Genomic DNA, 24,159 nt, shown 5'->3' with positions numbered 1-24,159 from the left:
TTACCTTTCAGGAGGCGAACAACGGCCGCTCGCGTTCGGAATGACGTTGGGCCAGCGTGTCGAGTAGCGGATCGGACAAGTCGGCCAGTCCGGCCGTCGCTTCTGCGGCGGTGTGTTCGCATAACTGCGACAGCCGGAAAGTCAGGACTGCGACGTCGGCGGGATCGAGCGCCAACAGGCGTTGGGCGGCGGTTGCCGAACCGGTCATGGTGGTGTAGACGATGTGCAGCGCGCTGTGCTCAGGGGTCAGCCCACTGACCGCCCCGATGCGGCCCGCCGCCACCGCCAGATGCGGCCGCAGGCCGAGGTCGTCCCAGCCCGCTTCGGGCCAGACCGCTCGGGCCAACCGAGCCAGCCCACGGCCCTGGCTGCGTGAAGCCTGCCTGGCCGCGGGAGCCGGTGTGCGGGCGTCGGTTTCGCGGTCGGCGTCGGTGGGCTCCAGTTCGCCCCGGTGCACGGCCGCCGCGATCGACGCCGTGACCAGACCGGGGCTGCGAATCCGTCGGGTCAGAAACGCTTGCAGGGTGCCCAGATCGGTTACCAGGCCGCTGGTGATGGCCTCTTCGATGCCACCAGAGTGCACATGAGCACCGGTGGGAAGCCGCGAGTCGGCCAGGGCGAGGAGCACAGCAAGCGAGGTCACCGGAGGGTCACTGGATGGTCACTGGATGGTCACTAGAGGCCACTAGAATAAGAAATACCGTTGCGCCATGGGAAGTTCCGTGGCGGGCTGCTCCTGCCACACCTGCCCGTCGATACGCACGGTGAAGGTGTCGGGATCGATTTCGATGCTGGGCAGCGCGTCGTTGAGGGGCAAGTCGGTCTTGCCGACGGCGCGGACATCAGCTACCGGAACCAGCCGCCGGTTGACGGCGAGTCGATCGACCAATCCCGCATCGATCGACGCCGGTGCCACGAAGTGCACGGAAGTGACCGCGGCCGCAGCCGGGGCGGCGCCGAACATCGGTCGGGGCAGCACTGGTTGGGGCGTCGGTATCGACGCGTTGGCGTCGCCCATCGCCGCCCAGGCGATCGCGCCACCCTTGAGCACCACGTCCGGGCGTACTCCGAAAAATGCCGGCTCCCACAGCACCAGATCTGCCAGCTTACCCACCTCGATCGAGCCGACCTCGTGGTCCATGCCGTGTGCAACGGCCGGACAGATGGTGTATTTGGCGACGTAGCGGCGTGCCCGGTTGTTGTCGGCGTGGTGATCGCCGGGTAGTGCGCCACGGCGGCGCTTCATCACGTGGGCGGTTTGCCAGGTGCGCAGTACCACTTCGCCGATGCGGCCCATCGCCTGGGAGTCGCTGCCGATCATCGAGATCGCGCCGATGTCGTGCAGCAGGTCCTCGGCGGCCATGGTGGAGGGGCGGATTCGGCTTTCGGCGAAGGCCAGATCTTCGGGCACCGAGGGATTGAGGTGATGGCAGACCATCAGCATGTCCAGGTGTTCGTCGAGGGTGTTGATGGTGTGCGGGCGGGTTGGATTGGTGGAGCTGGGCAGCACATTCGGCTGTCCGGCGACTTTCATGATGTCGGGTGCGTGGCCGCCGCCGGCGCCTTCGGTGTGGTAGGTGTGGATCGAGCGTGCGGCAATGGCGGCGAGGGTGTTTTCGACGAATCCCATCTCGTTGAGGGTGTCGGTGTGCAGCGCCACCTGCACCCCGGCGGCGTCGGCAACGGTCAGGCAGGTGTCGATTGCCGCGGGGGTGGATCCCCAGTCCTCGTGAAGTTTGAAACCCGATGCACCCGCACGCAATTGCTCCCACAACCCCTCGTGGCTGACGGTGTTTCCCTTGCCGAGCAAGGCGAAGTTCACGGGCCAGCAATCCAGTGATTCCAGCATCCGGGCCAAGTGCCATGCTCCGGGGGTCACGGTGGTGGCTTTGGTGCCTTCGGCGGGGCCGGTGCCCCCGCCGATGATGGTCGTGATGCCGGCGCCTAGCGCCTCGGGTATCAGCTGCGGGCAGATCAAGTGCACATGGCAGTCGATGGCGCCGGCGGTGAGAATGCGCCCGTTGCCGCCGATGACCTCGGTGGAGGGTCCCACGACCAGATCCGGGTGCACGCCCGACATGGTGTCGGGATTACCGGCCTTGCCGATCGCGGCGATGCGGCCGTCACGAATCCCGATGTCGGCCTTAATGATTCCCCAATGGTCGATGATTACCGCTCCGGTGATGACGGTGTCGGGCGCGCCGGCGGCCCGGGTGGCGCGGCCCTGGCCCATCGACTCGCGCAACACCTTGCCGCCGCCGAACACTGCTTCGTCGCCGGCCAGTCCTGGCCCGCCGCAGCGGTCTTCGGTGATTTCGACCAGCAGGTCGGTGTCGGCCAGTCTGATCCGGTCGCCGGTGGTGGGACCGTACAGCTGGGCGTAGCGTTCCCGGGTCAGCCGCAGCATCAGGTGTCGAGCCTTCCCGGGGGATCCAGTGTCAGCCCGTGGACCTCTCGTCGCCCGCGCAGTGGAACCAGTCGGACAGTCCGGGAGACGCCCGGTTCGAAGCGGACCGCGGTGGCTGCCGGGATGTCCAACCGGTAACCATGGGCTGCGGCGCGGTCGAATGACAGCGCCGCATTAGCCTGCCGCAGATGGACATGACTGCCGACCTGGACGGGGCGGTCGCCGGTGTTGACGATCTGGATCTCTAGCCGCTGGGCGCCCGCGTTGATGTCGATGTCGCCGCTGCCGTAAAGGATTTCGCCGGGAATCATGCGATCGGGTGATGAACGGTGACCAACTTGGTGCCGTCGGGGAATGTTGCTTCCACTTGTACGTCCTTGATCATCTCCGGTACTCCCTCCATCACGTCGTCGCGGCTCAGCACCTCGCATCCACTTGCCATCAGCTCGGCGACGGTGCGACCGTCGCGTGCGCCTTCCAGGATGTGGTCGGTGATCACTGCGACGGCTTCGGGGTGATTGAGGCGCACCCCGCGGCCCCTCCGCCGGCGGGCCAGCTCCGCGGCGTAGGACAACAGAAGTCGCTCTTGTTCATGCGGCGTCAGACGCATGGCCTGAAATCCTGCCACGAGCACCGCGCTGCCGTGCGGGCAAGCCACATTCACAGCTGTCTTTCAGCTTGAAGTGCAATGCCGCGGCCGACCAGGTAGGTACCGTGAAGGCCGGCGCGCCGAAAGGGCCGCCCGGACGAGTTCGCCGTACCCGGAAAGCGACAAGACGGTGAGTGCGGGAAATGTGGCACACCGGCACATCCGAACGGTTCTGTGGACTCGGCCTTCGTGCGTCGCCGGCCATTGGCGCATCCTCCCGCCTTGAGTTGCTTTTGGACGAGAGGACACCGTGAATGACAAATCCGTTCGCCGGCCAAGCCGACATCCCCAACCGGGAGGGTCAGTGGGCACAGCAGGCAGAAGCCGAGTTGCCTACCCGGCGCCACCGCGAAGAGATCGACCGCTGCATCGCCCATGGCCTCGAAGCCGCCCCTACGATCAACGACCGGACACTGTCGACCTTCGCCCGTGGTGAACTCCCCCATTTCGCCGGGGAACGCGGAACATTCCTCAAGGCGCCATTCCTAGAGGACGTGAACGACGTCGCCGACGCCGAGGTGGCCGTCTTCGGGGCGCCGCTTGATGCCGGCACCACCTACCGCCCGGGCACCCGGTTCGGGCCGATGGGAATCCGCCGCTCGACCAACCTGTTCGGCACGTACTGCTACGAATTGGGCGTGGACCTGCGCGAACAGCTCAACATCGTCGACATCGGTGACGTGGTCACCATTCCCGCCAACATCGAGAAGTCGTTCGACCAGATCAGCCAGGCCATGGCCCATGTGGTGTCCAACGGTGTGTTCCCGGTGGTTCTCGGAGGCGACCACTCGATTGGCTTCCCGACCGTGCGGGGCCTGGCCCCGTATTTGGACGGCAACGTGGGCATCATCCATTTCGACCGCCACGTCGACACCCAGGAAACCGATCTGGACGAGCGGATGCACACCACGCCGTGGTTCCACGCCACCAACATCAAGAACGCGCCGGCCACCAACCTGGTGCAGATCGGCATCGGTGGCTGGCAGGCGCCGCGCGCCGGCGTCCAGGTGGGCCGCCAGCGCGGCAGCACCGTCATCACCGTCGGCGACGTCGAACGCGTCGGGATCGAAAAGGTCGCCGAGATCGCGCTCGAAACGGCGTGGAAGGACGCCAAGGCGGTGTATCTGTCGTTCGACATCGACGTCATCGATGCCGGATTCGTACCCGGCACCGGCTGGCCCGAGCCCGGCGGGCTACTGCCGCGCGAGGCTCTCAACCTGATCCGGCTGATCTCCGAACCCGGGCTCAACGGCATCGAGGTGGTGGAGTGCTCACCGCCCTACGACTGGGCCGAGCAGACCGCGCTGATGAGCAGCCGGGTCATTCTGGACAGCCTGGCTGTCATGGTGCGGGCCGGGAAACTGGGCAAGAAGCCGGCTGCCCTTGAGCGTCATGCATGGGGGCCCTTCGCCGATTGACTCAGCCTCGCAGGATCAGCCGATGAACGTCTACTGCCGAGTCCGTCTCGCGCGCACCTCCCTGCGCGCGAGACGCGGGTGCGCGACAACCCGTTCGCCACCGCGCTGCTGACGCCTCGAGAAGAGTTGCCGCTCGGTGCCGCTGGACCAGTGTCGCCCGGCCGGCTGGAGATAACTCCTCGCTACCGCCCGCAATCCCCTGGATTGCTGATTAAGTTTGCTCATTTTATTGCTGGCAAATCAGCTATGGTGTGTGACTCCGTTCCGGACCCATCTGGTTGCGTCGCGCTCCCGCCCTTCGAATCAAGCGAGCGCAGGCTTCTTGGCCGTACCCCTCCGCCGAGGTGTGGGTAGTCGATCCGCCGCGGCGATCAAGATGCATTAGTCAGTCGTAAGTGCCTCCAGTTCAATTACTTTCGCTCGCACCGCGCTAGTTCGCCCCGAAGTTCTGTCGTTTCGTTTTGGGAATGGCTTCGTCGAGACCCGCCATCGCGGGTCCCGATGTTGGAGGCGGGTCGCCGCACGGGATGGAGGTCGGCTTCACGTGATCAATCCGAAGTTGACAGCAAATTATCAACGATTAACCAGAGTGGTTGCAGAGACACGCTTCATCATTACCCCCGGCCCGGCGAGTTGGACCGAATTGGACGCCGTGGGGGCCGCCATTCGTGCGCCAACTACGGCGCGCGAAACCGAGCACCGACCCGGCATCCGAAAAGTCTTGCGGCCGCGAATGGTTGGTCTGGTGCCGGGTCAGGTGTGAGGGGGCTGTGGCGTTGGATTTTTCGGTGTTGCCTCCGGAGGTCAACTCCGGTCGGATGTATGCGGGGCCGGGGTCGGGGCCGTTGGTGGCAGCTGCCGTGGCCTGGGACGGGTTGGCGGCGGAGCTCAATTCGACGGCAGCGTCGTATCGCGCAGTGGTGTCGGAGCTGACGGATGGGCCGTGGGTAGGGCCGTCGTCGAGGTCCATGGTTGCCGCGATGGCGCCGTACATGTCCTGGATGGCCGTTACAGCCGCGCAGGCGCAGCAGACTGCGGGTCAGCTCAAATCGGCGATAGCGGCCTACGAAGCCGCGTTCACGGCCACCGTGCCGCCCCCGGAGATCGAGGTGAATCGGGCGCTGCTGGCGGCGCTGGTAGCCACCAACATTCTCGGGCAGAACACCCCCGCGATCATGGCCGCCGAGGCGCAATACACGGAGATGTGGGCTCAGGACGCAGCCGCGATGTACGGCTACGCCGGCGCCTCGGCGGCGGCCACCACGGTGACACCCTTCAACCAACCCCCCGCCACCACCAACCCTGGCGGTACGGCCACGCAGGCCGCCACCGTCGCCCAGGCTACCGCCATCGCCGGTCCGAGCGCCCAGTCTCCGTTGTCCCAGCTGGCGGCGGTGCCCAACGCGCTGCAAGACCTCGCGTTGGGTGGTGCATCGTTCGATCCGGTCGCGCTGCTCGAGAACTTCCTCGGTACGGAGCTGGGCACCGACGTCAATACGTTCGCCATGAATGTGGGGAACTGGACTCTGGTCCTCAGCGGGTTCTTGTTCACGGCTTCGGGCATCACGCCGCTGTTGGGTGGCCTCTATGGGCTCGCGCTGCCGGCGGAAGCGGCGGCAGCGGCCGAAGTGGCCCCCGACGCGGGGCTCGGGGCGTTATTGGGTTCCTACGATCCGGCGACGAGCGGGTCACTCGCGGCGTGCCCGGGCGGCGCCGGGGTATCGGCGGGCTTGGGCGATGCGGCATCTGTCGGCAAGCTGTCGGTGCCGAAGTCCTGGACCGCGTCCCCGGCTGTCCGGCTGGCCACCGCTGCATCGCCCACCGCCGGCCTCGACGGCTTACTTCAGGCCGAGCAAGCCGGACCGGGAGGCTACTACGGCGGTATTCCGCCGGTGGGCAGTGTGGTCAACGCGCCACGAGGCGACCAGAGCCGCCCCCGAGCCGGCTCGCGCAGCAAGGCACTGCCGCCGTGGGCTGCTGAGCACGGCACCGACGAGCAGCTTCCGTCCCGGTCGGCGCCGGCCCAACGGAGTCTGGCCAACGTCGCCAGCACGCTGAGCGAGCGGGAACGCGATGAGCTCGACCAGTTACGCAAGGCGATCGCCGAAGTGGCGATGGAGCGTGATGCGGCAGCCCGCCTGATCAAGGAGGCGATCTTGTGATCAGCCTCATGGATTTTGCCGGGCTGCCCCCCGAGGTCAATTCGGCCCGGATGTATGCCGGGCCCGGTGCGACGTCGCTGATGACGGCCGCCGGAACCTGGCAGGCGTTGGCGGCGGAGTTGACGACGGCCGCAAGTTCGTATCAGGCCGTGGTCGCCGAGCTGACGGGTGGGCTGTGGCTGGGTCCGTCATCGGCGGCGATGGCCGCGGCAGTGGCGCCGCATGTGTTGTGGATGAACACCACCGCCGCCCGGGCGCAGCAGACGGCAAGCCAGCTGGGATCGGCGGCGGCAGCCTACGAGGCGGCAGTTGCGGCCACGGTGCCCCCGCCGGCGATCGAGGTCAACCGGGCGTTGTTGGCGTCGCTGGTGGCCACCAACATTCTGGGGCAGAACGCTCCGGCCATCGCGGCCACCGAGGCGCAGTACTCAGAAATGTGGGCACAGGACGCCGCGGCAATGTACGGCTATGCCGGTGCCGCAGCGGCCGCAACCAGGTTGACGCCGTTCACCGCGCCGAAGCAGGACACCAACCCGACCGGTACCGCCGCTCAATCCACGGCGGTCACCCAGGCCGCCGCCTCGGCGACCGGAGCCAGCAGCCAAACAGCGTTTTCGAGCGTCCCGGACATGCTGCAAAGCCTGTCGTCGGGAACCTTTCCCGGATCGAATCTGCTGTTGGATTTTTTCAACAGCTATCCGATCCAAACGTTCAACTCGTTGAGCGCCTCGACTGTGGGATACCAGATCCTGTCCGAGGGACTGAACTTCGACGCGTCCGGGCTTTGTCTGACCCTGGCGCCGGCGATCGCTGTGGCCTGGAATCCGTTGATCGATTCGCTGACCGCAACGACGGCATCCGACGTTGCTCCCGTTGCCGGAGACGGACTGGCGGCTGGGCTGGGCTCCACGCTCGTGGATTCGTACGGCTCGGGGGCCGGTGCCGGAGCGTCGGCGGGCCTGGGCCAGGCGGCATCGGTCGGCAAGCTTTCGGTGCCGCAGACATGGGCCGGGTCCCCGGCTATCCGGCTCGCCGCCAGCGCGTTGCCGGTCGTGGGTCTCGACGGAGTGCCCCAAGCCGTGGCGGCGTCGTCCGGCGGCTTCTACGGGATGCCCCCGATGGGCCCGGTGGCCAGCGTGGTCAACGCACCGCGCGGCGATCAGACGCGTCCTCGGGCCGGTTCACGCCACCGGGTGATCCCGGCCCTCGGCGAGTCGGGCATGCGCGAGGACCCCGCGGCCCGGTGGGTCGCCCCGAGCACCGGTGCCCACGAGGACGCCGCGGCCTGCGAGCGCGATGAGCTCAACCAACTGCGCAAAGCGCTGGCCGACGTGTCCCGGCAGCGCGATGTGCTCAAGCGCACAGCCGCGGCGTTGATCAAGGAGGCGAAGGATAACTAGCACACCTGTCGCTTGGCCGATCCCAGTGACAGGAACCGCAGCAGCACAACCGGTTTGGCATTTCGATGATGGGGAGTCCGAGCAGATGTTTTTTACTAAGCCACTGGCTGGGGAGCGAAGTTTCGACAGCGATCTGGCCCTCGATGTAGGCACTCGCGGCACCGGTGGCGCGCACCATGGCGCGGACGACACGAAGGTCCAGGCGCATGTCGTCGACGTGGGTGCCGGGGCCGCGCCGGAAGACGAGGACCTCGCCCAGCTCAAGGCACTGGGGTTCCAGTCGGAGTTCCGCCGAGACATGAGCCCGTGGGCCAATTTCTCACTCGGCTTCACCTATCTGTCGCCGGTGGTCGGCATCTACACGGTGTTCGCGTTCGCGCTGGCCACCGCCGGCCCGCCGATGATCTGGAGTCTGCTGATCGTCGGCGCCGGGCAGATGCTGGTCGCGCTGGTGTTCAGCGAAGTGGTGGCCCAATTCCCGGTGGCCGGTGGTGTCTATCCCTGGGCGCGACGGTTGTGGGGCCGCAAATGGGCTTGGATGACCGGCTGGGTCTACATGTTCTGCCTGTTGGCGCTCATCGCGGACGCGGCTTTCGGCGCCGGCCCGTATGTGGCGACCATGTTTGGCTTCGCGCCGACCGTTGAAGCCAAGATCTATTGCGGACTGGCCGTGCTGGCGGTGGCGACCCTGATCAACCTGACCGGGACCAAGATTCTGGGTTACTTCGCCATCTTTGGTTTCTCCGCCGAGCTCATCGGCGCCCTGGTGGTCGGCGTGTGGCTCTTGGTCATGCACCGCCACCACGGGCTCGGGGTGCTCCTTCACAGCTTCGGCGCCGAAGGCGACCACAGCTTCCTCTACGCGTTTCTGGCCGCCGGCCTCATCGGTCTCTACCAATTCTTCGGGTTCGAGGCGTGTGGCGACGTTGCCGAGGAGGTTCGCAATCCCGGCATACAGATACCGAAGGCGATGCGGCGCACCATCTACATCGGCGGGGCCGCGTCAACGTTCGTCTGCCTGAGCCTGATCCTGTCGGTCACCGACTTCGGCGCGGTGATCCGCGGGGAGGACACCAATCCGATCTCGACCGTTCTCGCCAGCGCCTTCGGCGACATCGGGTCGCGGATCGTGCTCGGTATCGTGTTGATCTCGTTCGTCTCGTGCGCCTTGAGCCTGCAGGCCGCGGCCAGCCGCCTAATCTATTCCTACGGCCGCGACGGCATGATCGTCGGCTCGCGGCTCCTGGCGCGATTCGATCACAAGCGACACGTGCCGCCGTACGCCCTGCTGGCTGCCGTCATCGTCCCGGCGTCGCTGATCATCGGCTCGGTCGTCTCCGAACACCCGCTCAACAAACTCATCAGCTTCGGCACCGTCGGGGTCTACCTCGGGTTCCAGATGGTCGTGCTGGCCGCGCTGCGCGCCAGGTTGAAGGGCTGGGCGCCGTCCGGCAAATACCGGTTGGGCAGTTGGGGAATGCCCGTCAACATCGGTGCACTGTTCTACGGCGTCGCGGCGATCACCAACGTGTGCTGGCCGCGGACACCCGAGGCGCCCTGGTACGACAACTACGTGGTGTTGCTGATGTCGGGGGTAATCATCAGTCTCGGCATCGCGTACATGGTTTTCAGCCGGGCCTACGCCAACAGCGACGCGCCACACGCCGACGCCATTCCGCGGCGCGCCCAGGTCGATCCGGCCGTCGCAGAGGGGCCGGCAACCCCCGCGGTGCGCAATCAATAGGCGGCCCGCGCCGGACCAGACGTGGTCGCAGACGTTGGTCTCAGGACTGGGGCGGCGGCTCCAGATTCTGCAGCCGCACGTGTCCCCGGGCCACCACCCGATCGGCCTCGTCGGTGATGACGACCAGCCACAGCTGCTGACGCCGACCGCGGTGCAGCGGTTCAGCGGTGCCGTAGACCATGCCCGACTTGATGGCATGCAGAAAGTCGGTGTTGTTGTTGACCCCGACCACCCCTCCGCCGCCTCGACTAGCGAGCCAGGTGAACGCCGCCACGCTGGCCATGCTCTCAATCATCGAGCAGTACACGCCGCCGTGCACGATGCCCATCGGCTGCAACAGCTCGGGTTTGACTTGGAGCTGCGCACGTGCGCCGTCGGGGCTGAGTTCGGTGAACTGCAGACCCAGTTGACTGTCGAACGGGGCCGTGAACCGCGTCGGCGCGGTGGCCGCAGTGTCCGGGTCCGAATCCGATGCCACGTTCATGTGTCTACACCATCGACATCGGCCGGTTCCCGCAGGTCCGCTGGGGCGCATCGGCTACGACGAATTGTCCCTCGCTCAACAGCGGGCGAGCCCCGTGCTGATGCACGGGGCTCGCCGATCGAGTAGACCGGGGGTCACTGCAGCCCTCAGGACTCCGGCACGGTCATGACTTGCTCGACCACATTTAGGATAGGCAAGGCTGCCCTAATTCCGCAAGCGCTAATGTCCAATCGGCGATTACCGACAACTCGCATGCTTTGGGCCGGCTGGATACGACGGCCGGTAGTAAACCGGAGTACGCTGGTTGCAACGCTCAGGGAGAGAACGAACTATGGCCAAGCTGACGCGGCTGGGGGATCTGGAACGCGCCGTGATGGACCACCTGTGGTCCACGCCGGAACCTCAGACTGTTCGCCAAGTCCACGCAGCGTTGTCGGCGCGACGCGACCTTGCTTACACCACCGTCATGACGGTGTTGCAACGGTTGGCAAAGAAGAACCTTGTCTCGCAGATCCGGGACGACCGGGCCCACCGCTACGCCCCCGTGCACGGTCGTGACGAGTTGGTCGCCGGCCTGATGGTCGATGCGTTGGCCCAGGCCGAGGACTCGGGCAGCCGCCAGGCCGCCCTGGTGCATTTCGTGGAGCGCGTCGGTGCGGACGAGGCCGACGCACTTCGTCGCGCCCTTGCCGAATAGGAAACGAGCCACCGCATTCCGCCATCTGCTGGCGCTTCGGCGGAGGACTGAGAGAGACTAGCAGCGTGTCCGCGCTGGCCTTCACCATCCTCGCGGTGCTGCTGGCTGGCCCGACACCAGCCTTGTTGGCACGAGCGACGTGGCCGCTGCGCGCCCCGCGCGCCGCAATGGTGCTCTGGCAAGCGATAGCCCTGGCCGCGGCGCTTTCTGCGTTCAGTGCGGGCATCGCCATCGCCAGCCGCTTGCTCATGCCCGGCGCAGACGGGCGGCCTACGGCCGGGGTCCTCGACGCCCGGATCCGGCTCGGTTGGCCGTTGTGGGCGGCATATGTCACCGTATTGGCGCTCACGGTGCTGGTCGGGGCACGGTTGGTGGTTGCCGTAGTGCGGGTGGCCGTGGCCACTCGGCGGCGTCGGGCTCATCACCGCATGGTGGTCGACCTCGTCGGGGTCGGGCACGGTGCGGCGCTGGCCCAGCCGTGCGCCAGAACCCGCGATCTGCGTGTGCTGAACGTGGCGCAGCCGCTTGCCTACTGCCTGCCCGGTGTCCGCAGTCGCGTGGTGGTCAGCGAGGGGACGCTGACCACGCTGACGCACACGGAAGTCGCTGCAATCCTGACCCACGAGCGTGCGCATCTGCGGGCTCGTCACGACCTGGTCCTGGAAGCCTTCACTGCCGTGCATGCGGCGTTTCCGCGGCTGGTCCGCAGTGCCAACGCGCTGCGTGCCGTGCAGCTCCTGGTGGAACTGCTCGCCGACGACGCCGCGGTGCGCGCGGCGGGGCGGGCTGCGCTGGCCCGCGCCCTGGTCGCCTGCGCCTGTTCCGCAGCGCCGTCGGGCGCCCTGGCTGCGGGAGGTCCCAGCACGGTGGTGCGAGTGCGGCGGCTGGCCGGGCGCGGCAACAGCCGGGCACTATCCGTGGCCGCCTATTTGGCCGCGGCCGCGGTGCTGGTGGTGCCCACCGTCGCGCTGGCGGTCCCGTGGCTCACCGAGCTGCAGCGGCTGTTCAGCGTCTGAGGCAGAGCCAATCACCGTGGAAGACCGCCACGCCACTGTGCCACAGTGTGTCGGACCAGCCTTGCCGGACAGCTTCGGCAGGGTCCCAACCTAGATTCGCCACCTGGATTCGCCCACCCGGATTCGCCGACCTAGAGTCACCCGACCGAAAGGCAGGACATGAGTTCGTCGGAATCGAGCACCGCTACCGCCCAGATCGGGGTCACCGGCCTGGCGGTGATGGGTTCGAACATCGCCCGTAACTTCGCGCGGCACGGCTACACCGTGGCGTTGCATAACCGGTCTATCGCCAAGACCGATGCGCTGCTGAAAGAGCACGGATCGGAGGGAAAGTTCGTGCGCAGTGAAACCATCCCGGAGTTCTTGGGCGCACTGCAAACACCCCGTCGGGTGCTGATCATGGTCAAGGCCGGTGATCCCACCGACGCCGTCATCAACGAACTCGCCGACGCCATGGAACCCGGCGACATCATCATCGATGGCGGCAATGCGCTCTACACCGACACGATTCGGCGTGAAACGGCGATGCGGGAGCGCGGCTTGCATTTTGTCGGCGCCGGGATCTCGGGCGGCGAGGAGGGCGCGCTGAACGGGCCGTCGATCATGCCGGGCGGGCCCGTAGAGTCGTATGAGTCGCTGGGCCCGCTGCTCGAGGAGATCTCCGCGCACGTCGACGGGGTGCCGTGCTGCACCCATATCGGCCCGGACGGCTCCGGACACTTCGTCAAGATGGTGCACAACGGCATCGAGTATTCCGACATGCAGCTGATTGGCGAGGCTTACCAGCTGCTGCGCGACGGGCTGGGCCTGAGCGCACCGCAGATCGCCGACGTGTTCACCGAGTGGAACAAGGGTGACCTGGACAGCTATCTGGTCGAGATCACTGCTGAAGTGTTGCGCCAGCAGGACGCCAAGACCGGAAAACCGCTCGTCGACGTGATCCTCGATCAAGCCGAGCAGAAAGGCACCGGACGCTGGACAGTCAAGTCCGCCCTGGATCTGGGGGTGCCCGTGACCGGTATCGCGGAGGCGGTGTTCGCCCGTGCGCTGTCGGGATCGGTCGAGCAGCGTGCCGCCGTCCGTGGGCTGGCCTCCGGACGGCTCGGCGACAAACCTGCCGATCCCGACACGTTCACCGAGAACGTCCGCCGGGCCTTGTACGCCTCCAAGATCGTGGCCTACGCGCAGGGTTTCAACCAGATCCAGGCCGGCAGCGCCGAATACGGCTGGAACATCTCCCCCGGCGACCTGGCCACCATCTGGCGGGGCGGCTGCATCATCCGGGCGAAATTCCTCAACCGCATCAAGGAAGCGTTCGACGCTGAACCCGACCTGGCCAGCTTGCTCGTCGCGCCGTATTTCCGCAGCGCGGTCGAGTCGGCTATCGACAGTTGGCGGCGCGTGGTGTCCACCGCGGTGCAGCTGGGTATTCCCACGCCCGGGTTCTCGTCGGCCCTGTCGTACTACGACGCGCTGCGCACCGAGCGGCTGCCTGCCGCACTCACCCAAGCCCAGCGCGACTTCTTCGGCGCACACACCTACGGGCGGATCGACGGACCGGGCAAGTTCCATACCCTGTGGGGTGCAGACCGCACCGAAGTGCCGGCGTAGCCGGGCGGAAGGGACTCAACCAAAAGGCGAGCCATGAGGTTTCTGGACGGGCACCGACCCGGATACGACCTGACGTACGACGACGTCTTCATCATGCCGAGCCGCTCGGAGGTGGCGTCGCGGTTCGACGTGGATCTGTCCACCGCCGACGGTTCCGGAACGACGATTCCCGTGGTGGTCGCCAACATGACGGCGGTGGCCGGGCGGCGGATGGCCGAAACCGTGGCGCGCCGCGGCGGCATTGTGATCCTGCCGCAGGACCTGCCAATCCCGGCGGTGCAACAGACCGTGCACTTCGTCAAGAGCCGCGACCTGGTGCTGGACACGCCGGTGACGCTGGCGGCCGACGACTCGGTGTCGGACGCGATGGCGTTGATTCACAAGCGCGCACACGGAGTCGCCGTGGTCGTCTTCGAAGGCCGCCCTATCGGACTGGTGAGCGAATCCTCCTGCCTGGGCGTGGACCGCTTCACCCGGGTACGCGACATCGCCGCATCAGACTTCGTGGCCGTCCCGGTGGGCACCGAGCCACGCAAGATTTTCGACCAGCTGGAGCACGCTCACATCGGGGTCGCGGTGCTCACCAGCGCCGACGGAACATTGGCGGGGGTGCTGACTCGCACCGGGGCCATCCGCGCCGGCATCTACACGCCCGCCACCGACAGCCAGGGCCGGTTACGGATCGGCGCCGCCATCGGCATCACCGGCGACGTGGCCGCAAAGGCACGTGCCCTCGCGGAAGCGGGTGTCGACGTGCTGGTGATCGATACCGCACATGGGCACCAGGTCAAGGCCCTGGACGCGATCAGGGCCGTATCGTCACTGGACTTGGGTGTGCCGCTGGCAGCGGGCAACGTGGTGTCGGCCGAGGGCACCCGCGATCTGCTGGACGCCGGGGCGAGCATTGTCAAGGTAGGCGTCGGCCCGGGTGCCATGTGCACCACTCGGATGATGACCGGCGTCGGTCGCCCGCAGTTCTCCGCCGTGGTCGAATGCGCTGCTGCTGCAAGGGAACTCGGTGGCCACGCGTGGGCCGACGGCGGTATCCGCCATCCCCGCGACGTCGCGCTGGCGCTGGCGGCCGGTGCGTCGAACGTGATGATCGGATCGTGGTTTGCCGGCACCTACGAGTCTCCGGGTGACCTGATGCGAGACCGCGACGACCAACCGTACAAGGAGAGCTACGGCATGGCGTCCAAACGGGCGGTTGTTGCCCGGACCACCACCGACAGCGCGTTCGATCGTGCCCGAAAGGCGCTGTTCGACGAAGGAATATCGACGTCGCGGATGGGGCTTGACCCCGATCGCGGCGGTGTGGAAGACCTGATCGACCACATCACCTCCGGCGTGCGCAGCACCTGCACCTATGTCGGTGCCGCCAACCTGGCGGGATTGCACGAGCGCGCCGTGATCGGCGTGCAATCGGCGGCGGGCTTCGTCGAAGGCCATCCGCTGCCCACCGGCTGGTGAGCGCCACCACCGGCGGCGAGGACCGATTGGTGCCGGATGGCTTCGATACGATGTTGACTTCAGTCCGGCAGCGTCGCGCTGCAGGATCGAGCGAAAGGGATGACGTGCCGCAGGCACCCATCGAAGCCGTTGGCTTCGGGGGCGGTCCGTGCCCGATGGCGGTATGGGCTGCTGCGACTTCACCACCACTGGACCGCCCATGATGTTCGCCGGCACCGTCGTGAGCATCGTCGCCATCTTGGTGCTCACCTTCGGCACCGCGGTGTTCGTCGCGGCGGAATTCTCGCTGACCGCGCTGGATCGCAGCACCGTCGATGCGAACGCCCGCGGTGGCGGTACCCGCGACCGGTTCATCCAGCGCGCGCATCGCCGGCTGTCATTCCAGCTGTCCGGTGCGCAGTTGGGTATCTCGATCACCACGCTAGTGACGGGTTATCTGACCGAACCCCTGGTAGCCGACCTTCCGCATCCGGCGCTGACCGCGGTCGGAATATCCGACCGGATGTCCGACGCGGTCACCGCGTTTTTAGCGTTGGTGCTGGTGACGTCGCTGTCGATGGTGTTCGGCGAACTGGTCCCCAAGTACCTGGCGGTAGCCCGGCCGCTGCGCACCGCACGCGCCGTCGTGCTGCCTCAATGGTTGTTCTCGGTGCTGTTCACGCCGGCGATCCGGCTGACCAACGGAACAGCCAACTGGATCATGCGTCAACTCGGGATCGAGCCGGCCGAGGAACTGCGCTCGGCTCGCACGCCGCAGGAGCTGGTGTCGCTGGTGCGTGCCTCGGCCCGCCGCGGCTCGCTGGACGACGCCACCGCCTCGCTGATGCGGCGGTCACTGCAGTTCGGCGCCCTGACGGCCGAGGAGCTGATGACGCCGCGATCGAAAATCGTGGCGTTGCAGACCGACGACACCATTGCCGACATGGTCGAGGCCGTCGCGGCGTCCGGATTCTCGCGTTTCCCGGTCGTTCGCGGTGATCTGGACGAGACGGTGGGCATCGTGCACGTCAAGCAGGCGTTCGAAGTCGCGTCTGCCCATCGCCCCCATACCCGGCTGACCACGGTCGCCCAGCCGGTCGCGGTGGTGCCGTCCACGCTGGATGGCGACGCGGTGATGGCCGAGATCCGTGCCAACCCGTTGCAGACCGTCATGGTCGTCGACGAATACGGCGGCACCGCGGGCATGGTCACCCTCGAGGACCTGATCGAAGAGATCGTCGGCGATGTCCGTGATGAGCACGACGACGCGACACCCGATGTGATCGCGGCCGGTACGGGATGGCGGGTGTCGGGTCTGCTTCGCATCGACGAGGTGGCGATCGCCACCGGCTATCGCGCGCCGGAGGGGCCCTACGAGACGATAGGTGGGCTGGTGCTGCGCGAGCTCGGACATATTCCGGTGGCCGGCGAAACGGTCGACCTTCCCGCGTGGGATGTGGACCGACTGCCGGATGAGTCGGTGTGCTGGCGGGCCAAGGTGGTGCAGATGGACGGCCGCCGGATCGACTTGCTCGAGCTGACCGAACTGCGCGGTCATCCGGGTGGGCACCGCGAGCGCGGCGCACGGCGGGGCGACCGATGAACCCCATGCTGGCGGCGGCGTTGGCGGTCCTGCTGATCGGCGCCAACGCGTTTTTTGTCGGCGCGGAGTTCGCGCTGATCTCGGCCCGCCGGGACCGCCTGGAAGCGTTGGCCGAACAGGGCCGCACGAGCGCGGTCATCGTCATCCGGGCCGGCGAACGGCTCCCGTCGATGCTGGCGGGCGCCCAACTTGGCGTCACGGTGTCGTCGCTGCTACTCGGGCGCATTGGCGAGCCGGCGATGGCCGAACTGCTACAGACAACGTTCGGGCTGACCGGAATGCACCCGCGGCTGCTGCACACGCTGTCGTTCGTGGTTGCGCTGGCCATTGTGGTGACGCTGCACGTGCTACTCGGCGAGATGGTGCCGAAGAACATCGCTCTGGCCGGCCCGGAACGCACGGCGATGTTGCTGGTCCCTCTGTACCTGCCCTACGTGCGTGCCGCGGGACCGATCATCGTCCTTTACAACAAGGCCGCCAATGCGATTCTGCGCACGCTCGGCGTGGAGCCCAAGGATGAACTCGATATCACAGTTTCCACGGTGGAGCTCTCGGAGATGATCGCCGAATCGGTATCCGAGGGTTTGCTGGACCCCGAGGAGCACACCAGGCTGACGCGCGCGCTGCGGATCCGCAGCCGCATCGTCGCCGACGTCGCTGTTCCGGTACCCGACATTCGCTCTGTGCCGGTGGCAGCGGCGGGATCGGGCCCGACGGTCGGCGCGGTCGAGCTGGCGCTGGCGCAGACCGGCTTCTCGCGGTTCCCGGTGGTGGATCGCGGCACCTTCATCGGGTACGTGCACATCAAAGACGTGTTGGCACTGGGCGACGACGCCGACACCGTGATCACCGTGGACATGGTGCGCGCGCTCCCACAGGTTCCCATGAGGCTGCCGCTGGCCGATGCCTTGTCGCGGATGCGTCGCAGCAACAGTCACCTGGCTTTGGTAACTTCCGACGACGGGGCCGTGGTTGGGATGGTGGCGCTCGAGGATTTGGTGGAAGACCTGGTCGGCACCATGCACGACCAGCGAAACCCGGACTGACCAGCCGGGCCGCCCCATACGGCGGCGGGGGTCCCTGATGATCGGGCCGGGTCGCCTGCCGGTCTTGAGCAGCGCGGACAATGAGTTGCCGGAGCCCGGTCGGCGGTGCTGCTGGCCGTGCGCGGATCCGGCTTTGGGCGCGCCGTGACCTGCTCTTGGGGTTGGCCGGATAGTCTCGTCGAGCTACTGATCGGTAGGCTGAGGGCCGTAGCCAGTGACAAGCCAGTGGGGCCCGAGTACAGGCAAGTACCGCCGAGTGCCGGCCAATTTTGGAGGAGAACAATGACAGACCGCGTGTCGGCGGGGAACCTGCGCGTCGCTCGAGTGCTCTACGACTTCGTGAACAACGAGGCCCTGCCCGGCACCGATCTCGATCCCGACAGCTTCTGGGCCGGCGTCGACAAGGTGGTCACCGACCTCACTCCCCAGAACCAGGAATTGCTCAGGATCAGAGACGAGCTGCAGGCCCAGATCGACAAGTGGCATCGGCATCGCGTGATCGAACCGCTGGACCCCGAGGCATACCGGCAGTTCCTCACCGACATCGGATATCTGCTGCCCGAACCCGAAGACTTCACCATCACCACCTCAGGCGTCGACGACGAGATCACCACGACGGCCGGCCCGCAACTGGTGGTGCCCGTACTCAACGCGCGCTTTGCGCTGAATGCAGCCAATGCCCGGTGGGGCTCGCTGTATGACGCGTTGTACGGCACCGACGTCATCCCGGAAAGCGATGGGGCCGAAAAAGGCACCAGCTACAACAAGATACGTGGCGACAAGGTGATCGCCTACGCGCGCAAGTTTCTCGACGACAGCGTGCCGCTGGCCGCGGGCTCGTACGCCGATGCCACGGGCTTCAGGGTGGAAGACGGCCAATTGGTGGTTTCCCTGTCGGACTCCTCATCAGGACTGGCCGACCCCGGCCAGCTCGCTGGCTATACCGGCGCGGCCGAGGCCCCGAATTCAGTGCTGTTGGTCAACCACGGCCTGCACATCGAGATCCTGATCGACCCGCAATCGCCGATCGGCGCCACCGACCGCGCGGGCGTCAAGGACGTGGTCCTGGAATCGGCGGTGACCACGATCATGGACTTCGAGGATTCGGTGGCCGCTGTCGACGCTGACGACAAAGTGCTCGGGTACCGCAACTGGCTCGGCCTCAACAAGGGTGACCTGGCCGAAGAGGTCACCAAGGACAGCAAGACCTTCACCCGTGTGCTCAACGAGGACCGCACCTACACCACCCCCGACGGCGGTCAGCTGACGCTGCCCGGCCGCAGCCTGCTGTTCGTCCGCAATGTCGGGCACCTGATGACCAATGACGCGATCGTTGTCAGCGACGGCCATGGCGACAAGAAGGGTGACGAGAAAGAGGTGTTCGAAGGGATCATGGATGCCCTGCTCACGGGCCTGATCGCGATCCATGGGCTGCGAACCGGAGAAGGTAACGGCCCCTTGACCAACAGCCGCACCGGCTCCATCTACATCGTCAAGCCGAAGATGCACGGGCCGGCCGAGGTGGCCTTCACTTGTGAGCTGTTCAGCCGGGTGGAAGACGTGCTGGGGTTGCCGCAGGGCACCATGAAGGTCGGCATCATGGACGAGGAGCGGCGCACCACCGTGAACCTCAAGGCGTGTATCAAGGCCGCGGCCGACCGGGTCGTCTTCATCAACACCGGATTCCTGGACCGCACCGGCGACGAGATTCACACGTCGATGGAAGCCGGTCCGATGATCCGCAAAGGTGCGATGAAGAACACCACCTGGATCAAGGCCTATGAGGACGCCAACGTCGACATCGGACTGGCCGCCGGCTTCACCGGTAAAGCGCAGATCGGCAAGGGCATGTGGGCCATGACCGAGCTGATGGCCGACATGGTGGAGCAGAAGATCGCCCAGCCCAAGGCCGGCGCCACCACCGCGTGGGTGCCCTCCCCGACCGCGGCCACTCTGCACGCCATGCATTACCACCAAGTGGATGTGTTCGCCGTGCAGAAGGAATTGCGGGGCAAGACCCGCACCACCATCGAGCAGCTGCTGGCGATTCCGCTGGCCAAGGAGCTGGCGTGGGCGCCCGAGGAGATCCGTGAGGAGCTTGACAACAACTGCCAATCCATCCTCGGCTACGTGGTGCGCTGGATCGACCAGGGCGTGGGTTGCTCGAAGGTGCCCGACATCCACAACGTGGCCCTCATGGAAGACCGCGCCACCCTGCGAATCTCGAGTCAGCTGCTGGCCAACTGGTTGCGGCACGGCGTGATCACCAGTGAAGACGTGCGGGCCAGCCTGCAGCGGATGGCGCCATTGGTGGACAAGCAGAACGCCGGCGACCCGGCATACCATCCGATGGCGCCGGACTTCGATGACAGCATCGCGTTCTTGGCCGCGCAGGACCTGATTCTGTCCGGGGCGCAGCAGCCCAACGGTTACACCGAGCCGATCCTGCATCGGCGTCGTCGTGAGCTCAAGGCGCAGCGCCGGTGAGGAGCCGGACCCAGTGGATGGAGTCCGGGGCTCGTTCCTGCCTGATGTGGAGCAATCTTCGACGGAGAGGACGCTGAGACCGATATGGGTAGGCACAGTTTGCCCGACCCTGAGGATTCCGCTGATCAACCGCCTGACGAATACGCCGCGGAACAGCAAGATTGGGACGACCAGATAGCTGACCACCCGGGTGGTGGCAGACATTCAGAGGTTGGATATCCCTGGTCGACTGAGCCATCGGACGCCCATTTGCCCAGCGGCCAAGATTACCCGCTCGGCGGTTTCACGGATGAGGGCCACTACCCCGCCGGGATTGATGACGAGAGCCCTTCCGACGCGGACGACTATGCCGCTGGCTACTCGGGGGACGATGCAGCTGACTACCCCGACTTCGGGTCCCACCCCGCGCTCGATGAGCCGCCGAGTCCCGAACCGTCGGCGACTCCCCCGCCGCCGTCATCGCGCACCGCCGGCCACCGGGGAGTGGGCAATTGGCGCGGCGGCCACCGCAGCGCTGACGGATGGCGTGGGGTGAGCATCGGCGTGATCGTGGCCCTGGTCGCGGTCGTGGTGGTGGTAGCCGGGGTGATCGTCTGGCGTTTCCTGGGTGACGCGTTGTATCACCGCTCGCGCACTGCCGCTGCGCGCTGTGTCGGAGGCAAAGACACCGTCGCCGTCATCGCCGACCCGACGATCGCCGAGCGGGTTAAGGAGTTCGCCGACAGCTACAACGCGTCGGCCGGCCCGATCGGGGACAAATGTGTGGCGGTGGCCGTCAAAGCCGCCGATTCCGACGCTGTCATCAACGGTTTCATCGGCCAATGGCCATCGGAACTCGGCGGCCGGCCAGGACTGTGGATCCCTGGCAGCTCCATCTCGGCGGCACGGCTGTCCGCGGCCACCGGTAAGCAAACCATCAGCGACAGCCGCTCGCTGGCCACCTCGCCGGTCCTGCTCGCCATCCGCCCCGAACTTCAGCAGCCGCTGTCCAACCAGAACTGGGCAGCGCTGCCCGAATTGCAGGCCAATCCGAACTCGATGGCCAGCTTGAACCTGCCGTCGTGGGGCTCGCTGCGCCTGGCGGTGCCCGTTGTCGGCAACGGGGACGCCGCATTGCTGGCCGGCGAGGCTATTGCAGTCGCGTCGGCGCCGGCGGGAGCACCGCCGACCGCCGGAAGCGGCGCGGTTCGCACGTTACTGGCAGCGCAGCCCAAGTTGGCCGACGGGTCCCTGGCCCAGGCGATGAACACGCTGGTCAAATCCGGCGACGCGGCAGCGGCGCCGGTGCACGCGGTGGTCACTACCGAGCAGCAGTTGTTCCAGCGTGCTCAGTCGCTGCCGGACGCTAAGAAGACGTTGAGCTCCTGGCTGCCGCCCGGACCGGTGGCAATGGCCGACTATCCAGCAGTGCTACTCAGCGGCTCTTGGCTGTCGCAGGAGCAGACTACCGCGGCCAGCGCATTCGCCCACTACCTGCAAAAGCCCGACCAATTGGCGAAGCTGGCCAAAGCCGGGTTCCGGGTCAACGGCGTCAAGCCGCCGAGCAGCCCGGTCACAGGTTTCGCGGCGCTGCCCGCCGCGCTGTCGATCGGTGATGATGGCATGCGGGCGACGCTGGCCGACACGATGTCCACACCGTCGATCGGCGTGGCCGCGACAATCATGCTTGACCAGTCGATGCCCATCGACGACGGCGGTAAGACCCGTCTGGCAAACGTTGTCGCAGCACTCGAAAGCCGATTGAAGGCACTGCCGCCCGCCGCGGTGATCGGCTTGTGGACATTCGACGGCCACGAGGGTCGCAACGAGGTGCCGACGGGGCCGCTCTCCGACCCCGTCAACGGCCAACCCCGCTCGGCGGCCTTGATGGCCGCGCTCGACAAGCAGTACTCGTCGGGCGGGGGTGCCGTGTCGTTCACCACACTGCGCATGATCTACCAGGAGGTCCAGGCCAACTTCCGTGCCGGCCAGGCCAATTCGATCCTGGTGATCACGGGGGGGCCGCACACCGACCAAACCCTCGACGGGCCGGGGCTGCAAGACTTCATCCGCACCAGCGCCGACCCCGCCAAACCGATCGCGGTCAACGTCATCGATTTCGGTGCTGACCCGGACCGCTCGACCTGGGAGGCGGTCGCCCAACTCAGCGGTGGCACTTACCAGAACCTGGCGACGTCGGCCGGCCCGGAGCTGGCGACCGCTATCAACCTCTTTCTAACCTGAGTCCACGAGCAGGGACAGCGCTGCTTCGGCATACGCCCGGGGATCCTCAAGTTGCGGATAGTGGCCCAAGCCGGGTAGTTCGACGACGGCAGCATGGGGGCGCAGGTCCCGTAACCCGTTGAGTACGTTCGTCGTTGCCACCGGATCGTCAAGTCCCCAGACAAATCCCAAAGGCTTGGGCCAGTCACGCACGGCGCCATGCCAGCGCGCCGCGTACCGCGTCCGCTCGTCGAGATAACTGATCAACAGGTGAGGTATCCGATGACCGCCGTGGTGGGTCAGCAACTCCCACTGGGCGTCGGCTTCCTCGGCCGACAACGGGTGCCGTGCGGAAAACAACCTGCCAAAACTAAGCTGGAAGCCACCGCGGGTGACCAATCGGGCCGCGACGGGACCCAGCGGGCTGCGCAAAACCTGCTGAATCGGCCGCAGGCTGGCCCGCTCCAGGATCACGCTGCCGTTGCTCAGCACTGCGCGCTGCACATCGAACGGCAGCCGGCCCTCCAAATCCCGGGCCAGCAGCTCGGTGGTCACCGACGTGCCCATATCGTGGGCCAGCACCACCACCGGGCCGGTGATGGTGCTGGCAACCACGGCCTGCGCCAGATCGGCCTGTTCCAGCAGGCTGTAGCCGTGCGGGCGAGGCTTGTCCGACAGACCGAAACCGAGAAAATCCAGTGTCACCCAGGCTTGGCCAGCCAGGTATGGAATGACCTCCCGGAAGTCGAATGAGCTGGACGGATAGCCGTGCAGCAGCAGGACGGTCGGCGCCTTGCCCGGTCCCGATCGAAGGAACACCTTGCCCGCGTCGGTGTGCAGCCAGCGGCCGCCGTCGCGCCATTCTCGAACACTCGGTGATGTCACCCTTCCGACATACCATCGTGAACGACCAAAGGAGCGTAATGAGCCGGCAGTTCACTCCCGATCCCCAGCTGTATCCGTTTCGCTCGCGCTGGTTCGACAGCTCGCATGGGCGGATGCACTACGTCGACGAGGGAGACGGGCCGCCGTTGCTGCTGTGTCACGGCAACCCGACCTGGAGCTTCCTGTACCGCAACATTATCGTGGCCCTGCGGGACCGGTTTCGTTGTGTCGCACCGGATTATCTCGGTTTCGGTCTGTCGGAACGCCCCGCGGCATTCGGGTACCGGATCGATGATCACGCGCGCGTGGTCGGCGACTTCGTCGACCACCTTGGTCTGGACGGTTACCTCACGATGGGTCAGGACTGGGGCGGTCCGATCGGGATGGCGGTAGCCGTGGACCGTGCCGAGCGAGTCCGCGGAATCGTGCTGGGCAACACTTGGTTCTGGCCGGCCGACACCCTGACGATGAAAATCTTCAGCAAGGTGATGTCCAGTCCACCGCTACAGTACGCGATTGTGCAGCGCAATTTCTTTGTGGAGCGACTGATTCCGGCCGGAACGGAGCATCGCCTCGGTCCCGCGGTCATGGAGCATTACCGGGCCGTGCAGGCCGGCCCCGCGGACCGGCTCGGTGTCGCCAGAATGCCCAAGGAGATCCTGGCCGCAGGGCCGCTATTGACCCGGCTGGCTCGCGACGTGCCCGGCAAACTCGGCGACAAACCGGCCCTGCTCGTTTGGGGCATGAAAGATTTCGCGTTCCGGCCCGGCCCATGCCTGCCGCGGATGCGTGCGACATTCCCCGATCATGTCCTCGTGGAGTTGCCGCGCGCCAAGCATTTCATCCAGGAAGACGCGCCGGAGGAAATCGCCGCGGCGATCATCGAGCGTTTCGGCTGA

The 24,159-nt window shown here is 66.4% G+C and carries 18 protein-coding genes, 1 pseudogene and 1 riboswitch; of the genes and pseudogenes, 13 read left to right on the top strand and 6 right to left on the bottom strand.

Annotated elements, in window-relative coordinates; all coding sequences use genetic code 11:
- Positions 1 to 7: 7 nt before the first annotated feature.
- Genes EET13_RS14450 through EET13_RS14435 form a run of 4 tightly spaced genes read right to left on the bottom strand, consistent with a single transcriptional unit; the run spans position 8 to position 3,017 of the window.
- Positions 8 to 643: an urease accessory protein UreF gene (locus tag EET13_RS14450; RefSeq protein ID WP_122442937.1), complete on the bottom strand. Its 636-nt coding sequence runs from the start codon at positions 641 to 643 to the stop codon at positions 8 to 10.
- A gap of 42 nt (positions 644 to 685) precedes the next feature.
- Complete coding sequence (locus EET13_RS14445) at positions 686 to 2,407, bottom strand: urease subunit alpha (protein ID WP_122442936.1); 1,722 nt, start codon at positions 2,405 to 2,407, stop codon at positions 686 to 688.
- Positions 2,407 to 2,718: an urease subunit beta gene (locus EET13_RS14440; protein WP_122442935.1), complete on the bottom strand. Its 312-nt coding sequence runs from the start codon at positions 2,716 to 2,718 to the stop codon at positions 2,407 to 2,409. The genes EET13_RS14445 and EET13_RS14440 overlap by 1 nt, the downstream gene beginning before the upstream one ends.
- Positions 2,715 to 3,017, bottom strand: coding sequence for an urease subunit gamma (locus tag EET13_RS14435; protein ID WP_122442953.1), 303 nt, complete (start codon positions 3,015 to 3,017; stop codon positions 2,715 to 2,717). Before EET13_RS14435 ends, EET13_RS14440 begins: the two co-directional genes overlap by 4 nt.
- A 113-nt stretch (positions 3,018 to 3,130) precedes the next feature.
- Positions 3,131 to 3,193, top strand: a riboswitch (guanidine-III (ykkC-III) riboswitch).
- Between the two features lie 117 nt (positions 3,194 to 3,310).
- On the opposite strand from EET13_RS14435, the gene EET13_RS14430 reads away from it, so the two are divergent.
- The 4 genes from EET13_RS14430 to EET13_RS14415 all read left to right on the top strand — a co-directional run bounded on the left by EET13_RS14430 (position 3,311) and on the right by EET13_RS14415 (position 9,780).
- The gene (locus EET13_RS14430) at positions 3,311 to 4,474 is read left to right on the top strand and encodes an agmatinase family protein (protein WP_122442934.1); all 1,164 of its coding nucleotides are present in this window, start codon (positions 3,311 to 3,313) and stop codon (positions 4,472 to 4,474) included.
- A gap of 776 nt (positions 4,475 to 5,250) precedes the next feature.
- A complete protein-coding gene (locus EET13_RS32305) occupies positions 5,251 to 6,636 on the top strand; it encodes a PPE family protein (RefSeq protein ID WP_122442952.1) in 1,386 nt (461 codons plus the stop codon).
- An 8-nt stretch (positions 6,637 to 6,644) separates the two neighbouring features.
- Positions 6,645 to 8,036, top strand: a complete 1,392-nt coding sequence (locus EET13_RS14420; RefSeq protein WP_122442951.1) for a PPE family protein — start codon at positions 6,645 to 6,647, stop codon at positions 8,034 to 8,036.
- An 85-nt stretch (positions 8,037 to 8,121) separates the two neighbouring features.
- The gene (locus EET13_RS14415) at positions 8,122 to 9,780 is read left to right on the top strand and encodes an APC family permease (RefSeq protein ID WP_244603906.1); all 1,659 of its coding nucleotides are present in this window, start codon (positions 8,122 to 8,124) and stop codon (positions 9,778 to 9,780) included.
- A 40-nt stretch (positions 9,781 to 9,820) separates the two neighbouring features.
- On the opposite strand, the gene EET13_RS14410 is transcribed toward EET13_RS14415, so the two are convergent.
- Positions 9,821 to 10,264 carry a PaaI family thioesterase gene (locus EET13_RS14410; RefSeq protein WP_122442933.1) on the bottom strand — a complete coding sequence of 148 codons (444 nt, stop codon included), beginning with the start codon at positions 10,262 to 10,264 and terminating at the stop codon, positions 9,821 to 9,823.
- A gap of 331 nt (positions 10,265 to 10,595) precedes the next feature.
- Here EET13_RS14410 and EET13_RS14405 point away from each other — a divergent pair, with 331 nt between their 5' ends.
- The 8 genes and pseudogenes from EET13_RS14405 to EET13_RS14370 all read left to right on the top strand — a co-directional run bounded on the left by EET13_RS14405 (position 10,596) and on the right by EET13_RS14370 (position 22,396).
- Positions 10,596 to 10,961 (top strand): BlaI/MecI/CopY family transcriptional regulator, encoded by a 366-nt coding sequence (locus EET13_RS14405; protein WP_122442932.1) that lies wholly within the window; start codon positions 10,596 to 10,598, stop codon positions 10,959 to 10,961.
- Between the two features lie 65 nt (positions 10,962 to 11,026).
- Positions 11,027 to 11,977, top strand: coding sequence for a M56 family metallopeptidase (locus tag EET13_RS14400; protein ID WP_122442931.1), 951 nt, complete (start codon positions 11,027 to 11,029; stop codon positions 11,975 to 11,977).
- Positions 11,978 to 12,136: 159 nt separating this feature from the next.
- Positions 12,137 to 13,588: an NADP-dependent phosphogluconate dehydrogenase gene (gndA, locus tag EET13_RS14395; RefSeq protein WP_122442930.1), complete on the top strand. Its 1,452-nt coding sequence runs from the start codon at positions 12,137 to 12,139 to the stop codon at positions 13,586 to 13,588.
- Between the two features lie 33 nt (positions 13,589 to 13,621).
- Entirely contained in the window at positions 13,622 to 15,058 is a 1,437-nt protein-coding gene (locus EET13_RS14390; protein WP_122442929.1) for a GuaB1 family IMP dehydrogenase-related protein, read from the top strand.
- 199 nt (positions 15,059 to 15,257) lie between these two features.
- On the top strand, positions 15,258 to 16,640 hold the full coding sequence (locus EET13_RS14385) for a hemolysin family protein (protein WP_122442949.1): 1,383 nt from the start codon (positions 15,258 to 15,260) through the stop codon (positions 16,638 to 16,640).
- A complete protein-coding gene (locus EET13_RS14380; RefSeq protein WP_122442928.1) occupies positions 16,637 to 17,686 on the top strand; it encodes a hemolysin family protein in 1,050 nt (349 codons plus the stop codon). The genes EET13_RS14385 and EET13_RS14380 overlap by 4 nt, the downstream gene beginning before the upstream one ends.
- Positions 17,687 to 17,968: 282 nt before the next feature.
- Positions 17,969 to 20,192 (top strand): annotated as a pseudogene (locus tag EET13_RS14375) (malate synthase G); the annotation flags it as partial.
- A 65-nt stretch (positions 20,193 to 20,257) separates the two neighbouring features.
- On the top strand, positions 20,258 to 22,396 hold the full coding sequence (locus EET13_RS14370) for a substrate-binding domain-containing protein (RefSeq protein ID WP_122442926.1): 2,139 nt from the start codon (positions 20,258 to 20,260) through the stop codon (positions 22,394 to 22,396).
- Here EET13_RS14370 and EET13_RS14365 read toward each other — a convergent pair.
- Complete coding sequence (locus tag EET13_RS14365; RefSeq protein ID WP_122442925.1) at positions 22,388 to 23,260, bottom strand: alpha/beta fold hydrolase; 873 nt, start codon at positions 23,258 to 23,260, stop codon at positions 22,388 to 22,390. The two genes, EET13_RS14370 and EET13_RS14365, sit on opposite strands and share 9 nt — an antisense overlap.
- 38 nt (positions 23,261 to 23,298) lie before the next feature.
- On the opposite strand from EET13_RS14365, the gene EET13_RS14360 reads away from it, so the two are divergent.
- Positions 23,299 to 24,159, top strand: a complete 861-nt coding sequence (locus EET13_RS14360) for a haloalkane dehalogenase (RefSeq protein ID WP_122442924.1) — start codon at positions 23,299 to 23,301, stop codon at positions 24,157 to 24,159.

Origin of the sequence: Mycobacterium attenuatum (assembly GCF_900566085.1) — a bacterium.
Lineage (GTDB): Bacteria > Actinomycetota > Actinomycetes > Mycobacteriales > Mycobacteriaceae > Mycobacterium > Mycobacterium attenuatum.
This window is presented reverse-complemented; position numbering and strand designations above follow the sequence as displayed.

Excerpts from the sequence above, each read along its gene's own strand:
- EET13_RS14440 (WP_122442935.1), bottom strand. The coding sequence starts at position 2,718 with ATGATTCCCGGCGAAATCCTTTACGGCAGCGGCGACATCGACATCAAC.
- EET13_RS14410 (WP_122442933.1), bottom strand. The coding sequence starts at position 10,264 with ATGAACGTGGCATCGGATTCGGACCCGGACACTGCGGCCACCGCGCCG.
- EET13_RS14445 (WP_122442936.1), bottom strand. The coding sequence starts at position 2,407 with ATGCTGCGGCTGACCCGGGAACGCTACGCCCAGCTGTACGGTCCCACC.
- EET13_RS14415 (WP_244603906.1), top strand. The coding sequence starts at position 8,122 with ATGTTTTTTACTAAGCCACTGGCTGGGGAGCGAAGTTTCGACAGCGAT.
- EET13_RS14405 (WP_122442932.1), top strand. The coding sequence starts at position 10,596 with ATGGCCAAGCTGACGCGGCTGGGGGATCTGGAACGCGCCGTGATGGAC.
- EET13_RS14420 (WP_122442951.1), top strand. The coding sequence starts at position 6,645 with ATGGATTTTGCCGGGCTGCCCCCCGAGGTCAATTCGGCCCGGATGTAT.
- EET13_RS14390 (WP_122442929.1), top strand. The coding sequence starts at position 13,622 with ATGAGGTTTCTGGACGGGCACCGACCCGGATACGACCTGACGTACGAC.
- EET13_RS14370 (WP_122442926.1), top strand. The coding sequence starts at position 20,258 with ATGGGTAGGCACAGTTTGCCCGACCCTGAGGATTCCGCTGATCAACCG.
- EET13_RS14360 (WP_122442924.1), top strand. The coding sequence starts at position 23,299 with ATGAGCCGGCAGTTCACTCCCGATCCCCAGCTGTATCCGTTTCGCTCG.
- EET13_RS14435 (WP_122442953.1), bottom strand. The coding sequence starts at position 3,017 with ATGCGTCTGACGCCGCATGAACAAGAGCGACTTCTGTTGTCCTACGCC.
- gndA (WP_122442930.1), top strand. The coding sequence starts at position 12,137 with ATGAGTTCGTCGGAATCGAGCACCGCTACCGCCCAGATCGGGGTCACC.
- EET13_RS14385 (WP_122442949.1), top strand. The coding sequence starts at position 15,258 with ATGATGTTCGCCGGCACCGTCGTGAGCATCGTCGCCATCTTGGTGCTC.
- EET13_RS14430 (WP_122442934.1), top strand. The coding sequence starts at position 3,311 with ATGACAAATCCGTTCGCCGGCCAAGCCGACATCCCCAACCGGGAGGGT.
- EET13_RS14380 (WP_122442928.1), top strand. The coding sequence starts at position 16,637 with ATGAACCCCATGCTGGCGGCGGCGTTGGCGGTCCTGCTGATCGGCGCC.